The 15802-nt window shown below is 69.8% G+C and carries 11 protein-coding genes and 3 pseudogenes; 9 read left to right on the top strand and 5 right to left on the bottom strand.

Going from position 1 to position 15802, the window contains the following annotated elements; all coding sequences use genetic code 11:
- Positions 1–239, bottom strand: a 239-nt coding sequence (locus tag ABT006_RS25130; RefSeq protein WP_350710190.1) for a transposase, incomplete at its 3' end; no start/stop codon positions are given.
- 213 nt (positions 240–452) lie between these two features.
- Between ABT006_RS25130 and ABT006_RS25125 the strand changes: the two genes are divergently transcribed.
- From ABT006_RS25125 to ABT006_RS25105, 5 genes and pseudogenes are all read left to right on the top strand, one after another.
- On the top strand, positions 453–2279 hold the full coding sequence (locus ABT006_RS25125) for an IS481 family transposase (RefSeq protein ID WP_350710183.1): 1827 nt from the start codon (positions 453–455) through the stop codon (positions 2277–2279).
- On the top strand, positions 2276–2656 hold the full coding sequence (locus tag ABT006_RS25120) for a hypothetical protein (RefSeq protein ID WP_350710181.1): 381 nt from the start codon (positions 2276–2278) through the stop codon (positions 2654–2656). The genes ABT006_RS25125 and ABT006_RS25120 overlap by 4 nt, the downstream gene beginning before the upstream one ends.
- 238 nt (positions 2657–2894) lie before the next feature.
- Positions 2895–3545: a hypothetical protein gene (locus ABT006_RS25115; protein WP_350710179.1), complete on the top strand. Its 651-nt coding sequence runs from the start codon at positions 2895–2897 to the stop codon at positions 3543–3545.
- Positions 3546–3833: 288 nt separating this feature from the next.
- The gene (locus tag ABT006_RS25110) at positions 3834–3995 is read left to right on the top strand and encodes a hypothetical protein (protein ID WP_350710178.1); all 162 of its coding nucleotides are present in this window, start codon (positions 3834–3836) and stop codon (positions 3993–3995) included.
- A gap of 95 nt (positions 3996–4090) precedes the next feature.
- Positions 4091–4508, top strand: a pseudogene (locus tag ABT006_RS25105) (transposase); the annotation flags it as partial.
- 151 nt (positions 4509–4659) lie between these two features.
- Here ABT006_RS25105 and ABT006_RS25100 read toward each other — a convergent pair.
- The 3 genes and pseudogenes from ABT006_RS25100 to ABT006_RS25090 form a co-directional block, all read right to left on the bottom strand.
- Positions 4660–4833 (bottom strand): annotated as a pseudogene (locus ABT006_RS25100) (IS256 family transposase); the annotation flags it as partial.
- 304 nt (positions 4834–5137) lie between these two features.
- Positions 5138–5584, bottom strand: coding sequence for a hypothetical protein (locus ABT006_RS25095; RefSeq protein ID WP_350710176.1), 447 nt, complete (start codon positions 5582–5584; stop codon positions 5138–5140).
- A 4-nt stretch (positions 5585–5588) separates the two neighbouring features.
- Positions 5589–11891 (bottom strand): DNRLRE domain-containing protein, encoded by a 6303-nt coding sequence (locus ABT006_RS25090; RefSeq protein WP_350710174.1) that lies wholly within the window; start codon positions 11889–11891, stop codon positions 5589–5591.
- A gap of 253 nt (positions 11892–12144) precedes the next feature.
- Between ABT006_RS25090 and ABT006_RS25085 the strand changes: the two are divergent.
- The 4 genes and pseudogenes from ABT006_RS25085 (at position 12145) to ABT006_RS25070 (ending at position 14773) form a co-directional block, all read left to right on the top strand.
- A pseudogene (locus ABT006_RS25085) lies at positions 12145–12424 on the top strand (DUF427 domain-containing protein).
- Positions 12425–12657: 233 nt separating this feature from the next.
- On the top strand, positions 12658–12795 hold the full coding sequence (locus tag ABT006_RS25080) for a hypothetical protein (RefSeq protein ID WP_350710173.1): 138 nt from the start codon (positions 12658–12660) through the stop codon (positions 12793–12795).
- A 58-nt stretch (positions 12796–12853) separates the two neighbouring features.
- The gene (locus tag ABT006_RS25075; RefSeq protein ID WP_350710171.1) at positions 12854–13567 is read left to right on the top strand and encodes a hypothetical protein; all 714 of its coding nucleotides are present in this window, start codon (positions 12854–12856) and stop codon (positions 13565–13567) included.
- A 474-nt stretch (positions 13568–14041) separates the two neighbouring features.
- Positions 14042–14773 carry a transposase gene (locus ABT006_RS25070; protein WP_350710169.1) on the top strand — a complete coding sequence of 244 codons (732 nt, stop codon included), beginning with the start codon at positions 14042–14044 and terminating at the stop codon, positions 14771–14773.
- Between the two features lie 63 nt (positions 14774–14836).
- On the opposite strand, the gene ABT006_RS25065 is transcribed toward ABT006_RS25070, so the two are convergent.
- The gene (locus ABT006_RS25065; protein WP_350710188.1) at positions 14837–15466 is read right to left on the bottom strand and encodes a phosphotransferase; all 630 of its coding nucleotides are present in this window, start codon (positions 15464–15466) and stop codon (positions 14837–14839) included.
- Between the last annotated feature and the right edge of the window lie 336 nt (positions 15467–15802).

Below are 15802 nucleotides of genomic sequence, written 5' to 3'. Positions count from 1 at the left end.
GCGGCGTCGCGTGGGACCCGGACCTCGACCGGTCCGACATCGGTGAGCACGGTCTTGGTCCGGCTGCCGTTACGGGTGTTCCCGCTACCTCGACCTGCCGGGTCGTGCTTGTCGTAGCCGACGTGGTCGGTGATCTCACCGTCCAACGCCGACTCCAGGACCCGCTTCGTGAGCTGCTGCAGCAGCCCGCCCTCGCCGGTCAGCTTCAGCCCGTCACCACGAGCCCGATCGACCAGCATCGCGATCAACTGTTCATCCGTGACCGCACTCACCGACCCTGCGGCCGGGTCCTGCCCCGAGGTGATCTCGGTCGTCATCTGGCGTCTCTCCCTTGATCGGTCGATCAGCCGTTATTTGTACAGTCCCGAGATGCTTGACACTCGCGTCCCACCAGATGCTTGACATGATCAATATTCGGCGTCCTCATCGCGTGGTGGTTGCGGTCATCGCAGGTGGGGAGGCCGGGATTGGCGCTGGTGGAGTTGTCGATCGTCGAGCAGCGTTATCGGGCGGTATTGGCGGTGCAGGCCGGAGAACCGGTGGTTGAGGTGGCAGCCCGGACGGGGGTGTCTCGGCAGACGATCCATTCCTGGCTGGCCCGCTATGCCGAAGCGGGTCTGGTCGGGTTGGAGAACCGGTCTCGGCGGCCTCAGGGGTGTGCTCATCAGGCGTCGCCGGAGGTGGAGGCGTTGGTGTGTGAGCTGCGCCGGCATCATCCGCGGTGGGGTTCTCGGCGGATCGCGTTCGAGTTGGGCCGGCACGGATGTCCGGAGCCGGTGCCGTCGCGGATGACGGTGTATCGGATCCTGGTCCGCCACGGCCTGATCGAACCGGCCAAGCGTCGCCGGGGGCGTAAGGACTATGTCCGCTGGCAGCGGGCTCGGCCGATGGAGTTGTGGCAGATGGACATCGTCGGCGGGATCATGCTCGCCGACGGCACCGAAGCCAAGGTCGTCACCGGCGTGGATGACCATTCCCGGTTCTGCGTCATCGCCCAGGTCGTGCGCCGGGCCACCGGCCGGGCCGTCTGCCTGGCCCTCGCCGAAGGGTTGCAGCAGTTCGGGGTGCCCGAGGAAGTCCTCACGGACAACGGCAAGCAGTTCACCGACCGATTCGGCAAGGGCGGGGAGGTGATGTTCGACCGGATCTGCCGAGAGAACGGCATCATCCACCGACTCACCCAACCCGCCTCCCCGACCACCACAGGGAAGGTGGAACGGTTCCACCAGACCCTGCGCCGCGAACTCCTCGACGAGGTGCCCATCTGGCCCGACCTGGACACCGTCCAAGCCGCCGTCGACGTCTTCCGGCACGAGTACAACACCGACAGGCCGCATCAGTCCCTGGACATGGCCTTCCCTGCCGACCGGTTCACTCCCGCGCTGGCGGCCGAGCAGGTGGTGCCGGTGAAGCTGCCTTCCCGGCTCACCCCGCCCGTCGACCAGGCCCTCGTTTCACCGCCGGTCCCGATCCCGGCGCAGGTTCAGGCGGTGGCGGGGGCGGTGGAATTCGACCGGGTCGTGCCACGGTCGGGCAACCTGCAAGTCGCGGGCAAGCAGTTCTGGCTCGGTCCCGCCCGGTCCGGCGTGACGGTCACGTTCTGGGCCGACACCGATGTCATCCACCTGCTCATCGCCGGCTCTCGGATCAAGACGATCCGCTCTCACCTATCGGTGGCGGACCTGGCCGGGCTGCTGCGCCACGGCGGCCGACCCGCTGGCCCGTCCCCTCTCCCCCTGGACACCGCCGGGCGTCCGGACGTTGTGGAGGTCGACCGCACCGTCAACCGGGACGGAAAAGTGTCCCTGGGCCAGCATGTCGTCCTGGCCGCCGAGATCCTCGCCGGCCGCCGCGTCGGCGTCCGCATCGACCCGAGCACCCTGGCATTCTTCGACCCCGAGACCCGCCAGCTGCTACGCACCCGCCCCAACCCGCTCACCCCGCAGCAGATCATCGGCTTGCGGGGCGCCCGCCCGGCTGGCCCACCCCCACAACCCTCCACCGAACCGGTCCGGGTCCAACGCCGCGCCTCCAACAGCGGCATGGTCATGGTCGCCTGGCAGAAAGTCGCCCTCGGCCGCGTCCATGCCGGCAAGACCGTCACCATCACCGTCTCGGACACCGAACTGGCGGTCGAGTGCGACGACGGCATCCGCACCATCCGCCGCACCAACAACCACCCGGTCACCCGAATCAAAGCCCACCGACCTCGCCTGCGCACCGAGCTGGCCGAGCCCCCGCGGCAAGCAGCGGCGGATATTGGAAGGATCCACTCGTGAGCATCTGGGACGACCTGACCGCCGAAGAACGCGTCATCTTGACCAACGCGATCGAAGAGGCGTGGCTCAACGGAGTCATCGGCGACTACCTCGGCCACGCCGAGCAGGACGGCACGGTCTGGATGTTCAGCACCGACAGCGACGCCATCCGACCCCTCATCCCCCGCTTCGCTGCCATCGTCAAGGACATGATCGACAAAGACCTGATCGAACTCATACCAAGCGCTCGCTACCACGACTGGCCCAACATCCCCCACATGACAAACGCCGAAATCGACGCCGCCCTCGCAAACTCCAAGACCTGGCTTCCCTCGGAGGAAGCGGGCCCGATCATGTTGATCACCACCGACCACGCCGACCGCGAACTCGGCAGATAGCCACATGAACCGTCATCCGCGACCCCGCAAGGTCGCCCGCAATGTCTAGGCCAAACGACAAGCATGTCCTGGGACGGATCCGTCAAGCATGTGGTGGGACTAGACATCCCGGCAGCCGGCCGTGTCCGGTCTCGGGACCTGTGTGGCACATCGGCATCAGGACCTGCGTGACACTGCGTCCGTTCGCGTGGTGGGAAAGCAACCTGACCGACAGGCTGCCTCCTGGAAGGGTGAGCTGGTGCCGGATATCGACCCGAGAGAGGCGGAGTACCTCCGCCAGATAGAGCTCCTTGCCGATGACGTCGTCAATCGTGCGCTGGACGAGGGCTGGCTGAGCTTTGATCCCGATCCTGACGATGCAACACCCCTGCATCGTGCCGTCAACGCGCTTGGACGCCAGCTGCGGCATTACCACTTCGAGGATGACGGCTGCGTCGACACGGACGCCCCGCTTGTCGGCCTAGCCGGGGCACTCCTGGTTCGTCCCACGACAGTAGTGAGCGAGCAGGAGTACATCGACATTTGCGAGCGGCTGGGCGTTGAGCCACGGCCGCAGGGGTGGGCGTTGTGGCATACCTGGGACCAGAAAGGCCGACGAATCACCATGGTCACCACCAGGATGAGTACCACTGAAGGAATGTTGCGGGTCTGGTCGAAAGGCCGCCATCTCATGCCCGTCAAACCGCCACGCGCTGCGGTGGCAGCCACCGTCAAGGGATGGCTTGGACCAGCGGTCCGATCTCCCGGATACGCGGCCGAGACGGGAGTAACAGAAGCTGCCGCCGCTGCTTCGGTATCACCGCGCTCGCCAGGTGCGCCTATAACGACCCCATCGAGCAACGAAGGACAGGGCATCCAGCCGGATGTATCGCCCACGTCCCGAGACTGATCCGTCTGGGAGCGACACGGGATATCCCGCTGCCCGGATCGGTGGGTGCAGCCCTCACCCATCATTTGGAGGAGTTCCCTACGGTACCGGTGACGCTGCCATGGGAGGTGCCCGGCGGCCCTCCCGTCACCGTCAACCTGGTCGTTTACGGCCGGACGAACGTCGCCATGGATCGTCACACCTTGAACCGGGACTACTGGCATCCCGCTCTGACGGCCGCTGGCATCCAGTCCTCCCGGGCCACCGGAATGCACGCCCTACGGCACTTCTACGCCTCGGTCCTGCTCGATGCTGGAGAGCGTCAAGGCGCTGTCGGAGTACCTGGGCCACGCCGATCCCGGGTTCACCCTGCGCACCTACACCCACCTCATGCCGACCAGCGAGGACCGCACGCGCCGGGCCGTGGACAAGGTGCTTGGGTTGTCCTCGGACGGCCTGGCGACGGCCTAGCGGCGATCATGGCGGCGTTTTGGCTGGTAGTGGCCGGTGTCTCCTGTGGTGATCGGTGGTGGCCCGGCGGGTTGGCCGTCGTCGGCGAGGTGGACAGGATGCTCGATGCGCACCCTCTCGCCTCGGTCCTGACATCGATGCCCGGCATCGGCGTCAGGACCGCCGCCCGGATCCTGCTCGAAGTCGGCGACGGCAGCTCGTTCGCCACCCCCGGACACCTCGCCGCCTACGCCGGCCTCGCCCCGGTCACCCGCCGCTCCGGCAGCAGCATCCGCGGCGAACACCCACCACGCGGCGGCAACAAACAACTCAAACGCGCGTTCTTCCTCGCCGCGTTCGCCGCCCTGGCCGACCCGGTCAGCCGCGCCTACTACGACCGCAAACGCGCCCAAGGCAAAGAAACACAACGCCGCCCTGATCTGCCTGGCCCGCCGCCGCTGCGACGTCCTATACGCCATGCTCCGCGACAAGATCCCCTACCAACCCCGCCCAGCCACACCAATCGCCGCTTGACGAACCCCATAGGGACACCCCCAGGGTGAGCAGTTGACCTGACCCTGCGCGGCTGTGGAGCCGGCTCCTGGACGACCGGCATGTCCTCGCGCGGCCACCGTCCCCATGCTTGGGGCTTGCCGCGCGGACCCGGCTTGCCCTTGCCTGCGCCGCGCTCGTCGCTGCGCTGCCCATATGCGGCTCCGCAGATCGCGCCCGCGTCGGCGGACATCACCGCCTGCGCGAACGTTTTGATCATTGCCTGCAACACATCCGGCGACGCGCCCGCGATCTGCTCGCACAGCAGGTCAACAGGGTTCACACTCTCAGATGCGCCATCGCGCATCACTCTCCTTCGTTGGATTTAGCCGTCTCGAGGGATCGCGCGGTGGCCGTCTCCTATCTACGCAACACGCCCATCACGGTCAAGTCGCACACCACTTCCCTGGACGCAACCGCCGGTGTTGGTGTTCGCTGAGTGCGGACTGGTTGTCACTCAGTTAGTTGGTCACAAAGTCTGCGCGACGCAGGCCTGTGCACTCGCCTCACGGTCTACCTGCCCCAACCCCACGCGCATCAAGCGAGAACGAGCACAGCCGACCCCACCCGATTCTCATCCTTCGAGGCGGCCCGGGGTAGGCCATGGAATCTCAGAAGAAGACGGTGAGCAGGACGACGGCGGCCAGCACACCGACCACCGCCAGCCAGCCGGCGGTGAACAGCGGGTGCCGGGCCAGCCGGGCGGTTCCGCGCTCGTTCAGGTAGCCCAGCGCGGCGTTGACGACGCCGACGCAGGCACCGAGGGTGAGCACGCCGACGGCCAGCACGCCACCGCTGCTCAACGGTGACCGGAACGGCAGCGTGGCCACCGCCAGCAGCACCGCGAGCACCAGCCAGAGCGCGTGCAGGAACCGGGCGGCCAGCACCGGCGCGCTCTCCTCGTCCAACCGAGGCGGCCGGGGCCCGAGCACCGCCGCCAGCCAGCGTCGGTACTCGGCCGCCAGACCCCAGGACCAGCGGCGGGTCAGCCGATCCAACCCGCCCGCCAGTCCCAGTGTCATGGTGTACGGCAGCGGTGGCCGCCCGGGACCCGGCACGCCGTCACCTCCTGCGCTTCTTGCGCCAGCTGCGGTAGTCACGGTATCCGTCCCGGCCCGCCGTGTAGGACGACCAGACACCCCAGCCGGTGTCGATCCGGTCTGCCCGGCGGACCACCTTCCGTTGGTACCGGCGGTGCTTGGCGGCAGCCTGCTTCCGCTTCTTCTTGTAGTACTTGCTGCGACCCGGAACTCCCTTCGGCGCATTCTTGATCCGCCGGTTCTTGACGAACTTGCCGCCGTAGCGCAGTGCCTTGGCGGCGCCGAAGGTGCCCACTCCGACGAGGTCGACCCACCCGCTGCGGTCGCCCTTGCGGATCTTGTAGATGCCCCGGCCCAGCGAGATCCCGGCGGAGATCACCGCGCACGGGCCGCAGCCGAACATCGCCGCGAAGCCGAGTACCGCGCCGGTGCGGTCGAGCCACTTGCCCCAGCCGAACCGTCCGTCCAGGTCGAAGCAGTTGACCGGGTCGCCGGAGCAGTAGTCGTACGGGTTGGCGTTGCCGCCGTACACCGGGTCGGTCTGGAGGAACCGGCCCGTGGTCGGGTTGTAGAGCCGTACCCCCATCAGGACGATGCCGGCCGGGGTGTCCGCTGCCCGCTGGTTCGCGCCCAGCCACCCGTAGCGCTGTGTCCCCGCGTCGTCCGGGTTGCGCGGTGCGCCGTACTCGGTGCTCTCCGACGTGGCGGAGAGCCCCTGGTCGCCGGGGCGGATGCTGGCCACCAGATCGCCGTGCAGGTTGCGCAGCTGCCATTCGGCCTGGCCACTGTCGCTGTCCCAGACGGCGGCCAGCGCCGACAGGCCGGTCACCGCCCGCGTCCAGTGGCCCGCCGACTCCTGGGTCCAGGCCGGGTTGTCGCTGTCGTCGTCGTAGTGGTGGACCGCCTGCACGGCCACCCCGGAGGCGTTGTCCGTCCAGGACCGGATCCGGTTGCCCGTCACGTCGAGGGTGTAGTCGGTGGTCCGCGCGCCCTGGGTGATCCGGTCCACCAGGTCCGTGACGTGGTAGGCCACGGTCAGGTTCCCGCTCGCCGGCACGGCGGTGTCGGCCGCCGGCACGGTGGTTGTCCGGCCCAGCGCGTCGTACCCGTACCCGGTGCTGGTCACCCGGTCGGCCGTGTCGTAGCTCCAGCTACGCGTGCCGGCCGCGGTGGTGTTCTGGCAGGCACCGTCGGCCCCAGGGGCGTACGTCGTGGTCGAGGCGCGGTTGCTGGCCGTGCTGAACGCGTACGTGCGGGTGGTGCACTGCTCGCCGACGGTGTCCTCGACGCTGGTCAGTCGGCCGACGGCGTCGTAGCCGTAGGTCTGGTCCGACAGGGTCGAGACGTGCCGCCGCCACTGGCCGTGGCCCGACTCGGTGACCGCCTCGCTGAACAGGGTGCAGTCGACCTGTCCACAGCCCGGGCGGGTGTAGGTGAGGCCCACCGGGGTACCGGTCTCGTCGTACTCGGTGCTGACCACCACGCCGTTGGGCCAGGTCTCCGACACCAGGTTGCCGTCGGCGTCGTAGCCGCCGCTGAAGGTGCCGACCTGCCCGTCGTCGACCTCGGTGAGCAGGTCACGGCGACCATCCACGCCGTCGTAGCGGTAGGTCCGGGTGACCTTTCCGTCCGAACTGGTCGACACCCGCCCGAGCAGGTCGTGCCCGGTCGTCGAGGTGTTGCCGTCGGCGTCGGTGTAGGAGACCTGCCGACCGAGCCGGTCGTAGCCGCGCACGACCTCGGCGGTGACCGTGCCGCCGGTCACCGACTGGACCCGGGTCAGCGTTCCGGTGGCCGGGTCGTAGTTGCTGCGCTGCACGGGGACCGCCGCGCCCAGCCCGGCCGCCGCGGTCACCGCCGTCTCCCGGACCCGGCCGGCGCCGTCGTACGTGGTCGTGGTGGTCCGCAGGACACCGGCGCCGGTCTTCTCGGTGATCGTCCGCACCTGGTGGTAGAGGTCGTAGGTGGTGACGGAGTACGGCACCTCCGGCCCGGTCGCCGGCTGCCCGCCGGGCTGGGTACGGCAGGTGAGGCCGGCCCACTCCGGCCGCAGGTCGCATTCGGCGTAGCCCGAGCCCGACGTCGCCCGGTAGGCGACCGTCTGCCGGGTGTACGGGGTGGTGGTCGAGGTCCCGCCGGCCGGCAGGGTGGTGGAGTTCGGCAGCCCGGTCTCCGCGTCGTAGCCGATCCGGGTGGTCAGGGCCTTGCCACCGGGGTCGACGGTCAGCACGGTCGGCTGCCGCAGCGTCCAGTTGTACGCCTTCGTGGTGCGGCGCAGGTCGCTCTCCGTGACCACGCCCCCGGCACCCCAGTACTGGACCAGCTCGTCCTGCGTGGTGACCAGGTGGTACGGAGCGCCCGTGGTGGGTGCCCCCTCGTCGTGGGTGTACCGGGTGACCGACCGGCCGCGAACGGTGGCACCGCTGCCGATCACCACGTCGTGCTCCGGTCCGGTCTCGGCGAGCAGCAGCTGGCCGTCGGCGGAGTAGCTGTTGACCGAGGAGAGCTTCTCGGCCAACGTCGCCTCCTCGATGGGGGTGTCCGACGCGGAGGCGTCCAGGGCGCGGGCCCGGTTGGCGGCGGTCAGCGACCGCACGCTGTTCCCCCACTGGTCGTACCAGGTGGCGGTGGTGTGCCCGCCCGGGTCGACCTCGTTGACCGCACGGGCGTTGGCGTCGAGGTAGGTCACCTCGGCGTGCTCCCAGGACGCCGGCAGCGTCCCCGCGGCCGGGTCGCCGCCGGGCACCTGGCTGGGCGGGAAGACGGCGGTGGCGTCGGTCGGCGCCTCGGTCTGCCCCCAGCGCGCCGTCTGGCTGGGGGAAAGGTCGTACGGGGCGCCGGTGCCGCTGGTCGGCACCTGGTAGACGACGGTGGTGGTGGCGGTGCCGGCGGCCAGCGCGGACCGGGTCACCCGGTGCAGCCGCCCGGTGCCCGGGTCGCCGGGGATGGTGGTGTAGCTGAACTGCCACGGCTCCTGACCGGCCGGGGTGGTCCCGGAGAGGACGCCGTCGGCCCCGTAGGTGTAGGTGTCCGCGACGTGTCGGACGGTGCCGGCGTCGTTCCAGTCCAGCCGGGGGTCCCAGGAGGCCCGCAGCCGGCCGGAGTTGTCGTAGGCGTACCGCGCCATCGGCACGGTGCGCATCGCCGGGGTGGGCAGGTCCGGATCCCAGGCGGTGAACGAGATCTCCCGGACCCGGCCGAGGTAGTCGCCCCAGCCCGGCTCGCCTGCGCCGGTGGCGGTGGTGGCCGTCGCGTAGCTGAAGGTCAGGGCGCGGCACCCGCGGGCCAGCGTGGTGCAGGCGACGCCGTCGGCGACCGGGGCGAGCATCCGGGTCGGCCGGACGATCTCCTTGCCCGCGACGGTGACCCGCTCCCAGCTGTAGCTGACCGTCTGGTTGTCGCCGGGCACCGTGACCGAGGTCGGGAAGTACTTCCCGGCGGTGGTCCCGGTGACCCGGGTGAAGACTGCCACCTGCCCGTCGAGGTCCCGCAGCGTGTACGCGTCGGCCGCGGCGTCGTACGACAGCGTGAGCGCCTCCATCCCGATCTCCGGGTCGAAGGCGGTGGTGCTGCGCCGGGTGAAGCCGATGGTGTCACCGTCCGGCAGCCCGACCTGGACCAGCGAGCCGTAGACGGAGAGCGAGGTGTAGCCGGCGTCGGCCTCGTCGACCACCGCGCCGGAGACCCAGCCGGGCCCGAACATCTCCGCCGGGTCGGTCTGCGCCACCCGGCGGGTGTTGTAGGAGCGGGTGACGGTCAGGTCGCTCCCGGGCGCGTCGACCGAGACGTCGGTGTCGGCGAGGGTGTAGTTGCCGGTGAGCACGTTGACCGAACCGGGGCCGATCTGCTCGGACTCCGCCGACGCCTGCGCCCGGTCAAAGGTGATCTTCACAGCGCTGGAGTAGCCGCCGGCGCCGCCGGCGCCGCCGGTGAAGCTGCCCCGCACCTGCACCGGCCCGTCCCGGGGCACCGACTCGGCGTCCACCGCGGCCAGGGTGGCCTCGACGTCCCAGTTCAGCTTCGGGAAGGCGCCGGAGCCGCTGGTCGGCAGCGGCCAGGCCACGGCGCCGCCGCCGGCGGCCACGGTCACGTCGGCGGCCGGGACGGTGACCCACGGGTCGCTGTCGCCCCGCCGCCACTGGTAGGTGACGCCGGTCACCGTCGACCGGCCGACACCGGTGACCGCGACCTTCGCGGCGGTGACGTCGCCCGTCTTCGGGCCGGTGACCGCACCCGCCCCCACCGAGAACGAGTAGCTGCGGATCGCCGACTGGTTGCCGGCCCGGTCCCGGCTGCGCACGTAGAGGGTCTGCGGCCCGTCCGCGCTCGGGGTGATCGAGACGCTGGCGCCCGCGCCGAGGCTGGGCGCGTTGACGCTCAGGTTCGGCGGGTTGACGTTGAGGCCGTACTCGTACGCCGCCACGTCGGTGACGCCCGACGCGCCGAAGGTGAAGGTGCCGGCGGTGCCCGCCGCGCCACCCCACTGACCCGCCGGGTACGACGTCGAGGAGACCATCGGCGCCGCCGACGGCGCGGTGGTGTCCACGGTGAACTCGCAAATGGCCGACCACGGACCGTCCACGGTGCCGTCGTTGCCCCGGGCCCGCCACTTGTAGGTGCCGCCCTCGGCGAAGGCGCCGGAGGGCACGGTGGCCGCGAGCCAGGAGCCGGAGGCACCGGGACCGACCACGCTGGAGCCGAGCAGCGCGCCGACGCTGGTCTGCCACTCGAACCTGGCCTTGACCGGCGACGCCTCCCCATCGGTGATCTTGGCGCGGAGCTGCGGCGTCCGGCTGTTGACGTACGGCCGGCCGGTGCCGGTGGCGCAGACCGTCGCCGGCACCGTCGCCAGCGCGCTGACCACCGGCTTCGACTGGTAGGTGATGCTCACCTTCGGCGGGTTGGCCGCCGCCTCCCGGGAGTTGAACCGCTTCCAGGAGTAGTTGTCCGTCTCCGAGGTCGCCCGGATGCCGATGTTCACCGACGTCGAGTGGGCGTCGGCGGCGTACTGGAAGGCGTCGGCCACCGTCACGTTCACCCAGCCGTCGCCGCAGGTGGTGCTGTAGCCCTTCGTCTCGGTGGAGGTGCCGACCTTGGCGTCCCACGTCGGCTGGGCGGTCCAGCGGGTCGCCGTGCTGACCGCGCCGACCCGCCACGCCTCCCAGGACCTGGCAGTGCACGAGTACGAGTGGAACTCCCACAGGCTCAGCGTCGCCGACTGCACCTGCTTGTCCCAGAGCCAGGTGTTGACGCTGTCGAAGCGGAGAAAGGACCGGGCCTTCGTGGTGCCGCCGTCGTACGTGCCGAGCTTCAGCTCGGTCGCAGCGGACTGGTCGGAGGTGAAGCTGGACTGCACGAACGCGTCGAAGTTGGCACCGATGCTCTGGGACGGGTCGATGGTCACCGGGTAGCTGGTGGCCGGGTCGGCGAGGAAGTCCCGGTCCGGCTCCAGCACCAGCCCGGTCCGGTCGCCCTGGCCGTCGAGGCTGAGCCCGACCGGCGCACGCCGGCGGTGCTCTCCGGAGGCGGGGTCGACCGCGGCGTCCCACATCAACGGGGCGCCGACGCTGCCGATGCGCTTGCCCGAGCGGTTGCGGATCTCGAGCCCGCCGGCGCCGTCGGTCCGCGCCGTCGCACCCTCGGTACGCCAGGGCAGCCGGATCCGGCGTACCTGGGCCGCCGCCGCCCGGTCCTTCACGATGAGCAGCTGCTGGTAGCCGGTGCGGGTGGCGGTGACCTCCAGGTCCACCCCGGGACGGACCTCCGGGTAGGTGGCCCGGTTGCCGTCGAGCACGGGCTCGGGCAGCGCGCCGCTCCAGCCGAGCGTGGCGCGGTTCCCGGTCGCACCCAGCGTGACCAGGGCGTGCTCACCGGCTCCGGCGGCGCCCGAGAACGTCAACCCGTACGGGTGGGCAACCGGTGCGACCGATCCGTCCTCGCGCCGGTGCAGCGTCAGGTCCACGTCGGCCCAGCCGCCGGTCCCGTTCCGCATCCGGACCGGGCCGGCCGCGATCTCCGCGGTCACGGCGCCGGACGGCAGCGCCCAGAACTGGGAGGTCTCCGAGGTGAGACCGGTGATCAGTACCCGCTTGCCGGTCATCCGGGCGGTGATCAACGCTGCCGTCTCGTCCGGCCGCTCCAGCACGGTCGGGGTGGCCTGCGTGGCCGACGGGGGTGCCGCGACGGCGGGTCGCCGCGCTCCCCACTCGGCCAGCGTCGCCGCGAGCACGACCGTGAGGAACACGATCAGCGCCTGGCCGTACCGCCCGCGCACCAGATCGCCGATCCGTCGCATGACGACGGACGACTCCGGACCAGCGTGCACCGCTGCCTCCCTGTGTGATCAACAAAAGTGAAGGCAACGTACTGATCGGAGCCGAAGAACGGCACGACATCGTTGATCTTCAAACCGGTCAGACGGATCGGGGTGGCCGATAAGACGATCTACAAATGTATGCAAATCCGGAGGATCACGGGAACTTTTCCCGTTCAGGCGTCGATCAGACGGACGAGTTCCGGTGCCATCAAAGGGCGCCGGGCCGCGCAGCTGACGGGTGGCCGGCCGAGCGCCGACGGGCATGCCGAGAGCCGGCTGGAACGACCTGGTGATCGCCGAGAGCGACGAGACGGTGGTGGTCGAAGGCAACCACTACTTGCCCGCTCCGCGCTGCGCGACGACCTGATCCGGGGACTCTCGACCCACACCGTCTCCCCACGGAGAGGCACCGCGTCCTACCACGCTGGAGCACGCGGGCCGCACCAGCGCCAACGTCGTGGTGCTACACGGAGCCGAAGCCGGAGGCGGAGATGGTCCGCGGTCGGGTCGCCTTCGGGAAGGACGTCACGGTCGTCGACTGAGTCACCTCCGGCCGGGCCGATTGGCCGTCGCCGATCGGGGTGGACCAGGATGCCGGTGTGACGGTCGGAGATGGGGGCAACGACCCGTCCGGGATGGTCTAGGGTGGCCGTCGCGCGCCCCGTCCGGGCCGCCCAGGGACCCGATGATGCGGGTGGCGCTGGCCGTCTGACTGGTCGGCATACTCCTCGGGACGTTCTTCGCCACCGGGGTGCTCGGCGGCGACGAGCCGGTGGTGCCGGCTGCGGCACCCGAGCCCACGCCGGCGGCGAGCGAGGGCGGCCAGCACCCCCGCCGCGCCGTCCCCGACGGCCGCCTGCTCGACGGGTTCCTCGCTCTCACCGGCCTGATCCTCGAACCCGACACAACCTGACCATTCAAGATCTGTAGCATTGCCGCGGTCCGGGACGGCTCTGCTGAAACGAGGCGAAATGCATTGGCTCCGGCGGTTACTGGGTGGCGGGCGGGTCCAGCTCGATACGGGGCGGCAGCAGGCGCTGCTACGGGACCTCCAGTACCGGTACGGCGGCCACGCGCAGATCCGGTTTTCCGAGCAGGTCGAGGCGATCACCGCGATGCTGAACGGCGACGACGGCTTGGTGGTGGCGGCCCGGATCGTAAGCCAGGTCGCCGACGAGGCCCACGCGGACCTACAGGCCCAGGCCCACGAGATACACCGACGGACGGGACGGCGGCTCCTGGTGCACCGCCGGAACTACCGACCGCTGTGGATGGAGGCCGGCCCAGCCCTGCGGTGGCCACTGTTCACGCTGCCGTGCGGCTTCCACCCGTACGCGCAGGTGGCCGCCGCCGTCGCGGTAGTCGGCAGCCAGGCGCCCCGGCTCGACCGGGTGACCGATCCGAACCCGCTCGTGGCCCGCGTGTTCGAGGTGCTCGACCTCACCACCGCCGGCTGGGAGTACGGCCGCGTGCAGATAGACACCGACGCCGCCGCCCTGGCGGACCGACTGATCTCGACCGCCGGGCAGGTTCTCGCAGCCATGGACAACCCGCCCCGGCTGCCACCTCCGGTTCGTGCGCTGATGCGCCGCAACAACACCTTCGACGTGCACGATCCGACCGATCCTCGGACGGTAGGTGCGATCAATTTAGGTGCGAAGATGCGGGAGCGTCTCCTGGTCTGAAAACGCCGCAGCGAGACCCAACGAGTAACGCGCTCGGCCTCGGAACCGAGCTTGACCTGGCGCCCCAGCGTTGGAAGCGGCGAAGCAGTGCGCTGGCACGCTACTGGTGTCTGGTGGTCCCTGAAGACTGAAGGGTGGCGGCGATGAGGCGGAGTTGTTCCAGCGAGAGTTCACCTCCGTAGCGACGGTAGGCATGCGATCCAAGGCTGACGAGGACGTCGTCAACGTCTGCCCATCGGCACGGCGTCCAGTACCGGCTGTGGAGCAATTCCTTCGCTGACCTGACGCACGTCGGACCGGGCGCCGAGAGCGGTCAAGGCTTCCGCGACCATGTCGACGGCCTCCCGCGGACGGTCGCCGTCGGCGCAGGCCGGGACGAGCAGAGGCAGCCGCTCGGCCGAGGTGCGATCCTGATCCGGATGGTGCGCTGAGGCGACGACTTCCGGCCACGCGAACGCCGGCCCTCGGAAGGAGTTGGCGGCCGCCCGCGGCTCCACCCTGACGGAGCTGCACGGCATCGGCCCCTCAGGCGCGGCCCGCCTACTGTCAGACGTCGGAGACATCAGCCGGTTCGCCGACCGCGACCGGTTCGCGTCCTGGAACGGCGCCGCACGCCTGGACGCCTCCTCCGGCGACCAGAAGCGTCACCGGCTCTCCCGCGCCCCTTGGTGTCAGCGGCGCCTCGATCTCGCGCTCGTCTCGGTGGAGTACGCCGAGGCGGCCGCGAGAAGGATCATTCTGGAGGGCCTCTGGTGGAACCAGGCACGACTGCCAGCGGTCCAACCTGACATGCGCGCGGTCGTCTCCCTCAGCTCTGTCCTGTTGGGCCTGTTCCTCGGCGCTTTCATGCTGCGTTCCGGCTGGGAGCTGCCGGTGCGAACCTCCTGCTCAGGCGACACGTGCACGTCGCAGTCGTGGATCGACGTCGACTGGGACCGCGTCAACTGGGAACTGAAGCCGACCAGAATCGCCTGCTTCGAGGCCAACCCGGCCAACCACGACGTCCTGATCGGGCCCGGCGACGAATGCGTACGGTCCCGCGGCGACGTCATCGAACACCAGGCCACCTACGAAGAACTACGTGAAGAAATCCAGCAACGGCGCACCCGAGCACTTGCGTTCGCCGCCGCCGCGATCGCGCTGCCACCGATCCTCGTCCACCTGTGGTGGCGGGTTCCCCGCAGGCCGGCACCGACGGCACACTGACTCCACGCTCCCCCACCCTGATCGCGGCATGTGCGTGCGCGTGCCGGCCGTCGTCTCGCGGCTTTATCGGTGGCCGGTAATGAGGACGGCAGCGGCGTCGAGCCGCTCCCGCTCGCTGCCAGTGAGTGCCGGATCGTTGCGCCGTATCGCTAGGGCGCGGTCCAGCATGGTCAGCGGGCCGCCGACGCAGTCGAGAAAGGCATCCAACAGCGTTGCGGCCGGCAAAGCCAGGGGATGCTCCTCCTCGACAGCCACTTGGGCGAGGATGACCGCGGAGAGCGCGACATCGAGGTCTGCCGGCCCCTCGGTAGCGTTGCGCCAGTCGATGACGACAGGCCCTCGTGACGTCACCATGACGTTCTCCGGGTGCAGGTCAAGGTGCAAGATCCGGGCGTCGTCGCGGAGCCGGGGTGGCAACGCGTGGAGTCGGTGATGCAGATCTGCCAGACAGGTGGCCGCTTCCACGGCATCGAGCTCACCGGCGAGGAGGGCCGACAGCATGGTGCGCCCGTCCAGTCGTTCCATCACGAGATCGGCCCCGCGCGCCTGATACACAGTGGGTGCAGGGAAACCAAGACTAGCAACGTACGCCATGATTGCGGCCTCAGCGGCCACGTCTCCACCTTCGCGGTAGCGGCGAAGGACACGCCGATCGTCGATGGCGAAGACGTCAGCGTCTCGGCCCGATGCCACAGGGGCCGCATCCACCACGCCCCGACAGTAACCGAATCAGCCATCCGTGTAGGGCTTGTCGCCGACGCTTTTGGTCCTTTGCCACATCCCGCGCATCGGCATGAGCGCGCGCAGTGCGGCAGATGCGGACACCGCGGAGGCAGAAGGGTCTGCCCGCGCTGGGAGGAGACGGCTGTGCCCGCCCGCCCTTGGTCTGGGCCGACGGGCACAGCATGAGGGGTCGAGACCAGGGAGGGCGTTACCTCTTCGGCTCCCTGTTACCGCTTCTACCTTGCGGCCGGTCGAGTTTCAGCGTGCCTTCACGTCGTCTTTGAGCGATCGCAATCGGCGGGCCAC

The sequence above is a fragment of the Micromonospora sp. NPDC002717 genome (assembly GCF_040295705.1).
Classification (GTDB): Bacteria; Actinomycetota; Actinomycetes; order Mycobacteriales; family Micromonosporaceae; genus Micromonospora.
This window is presented reverse-complemented; position numbering and strand designations above follow the sequence as displayed.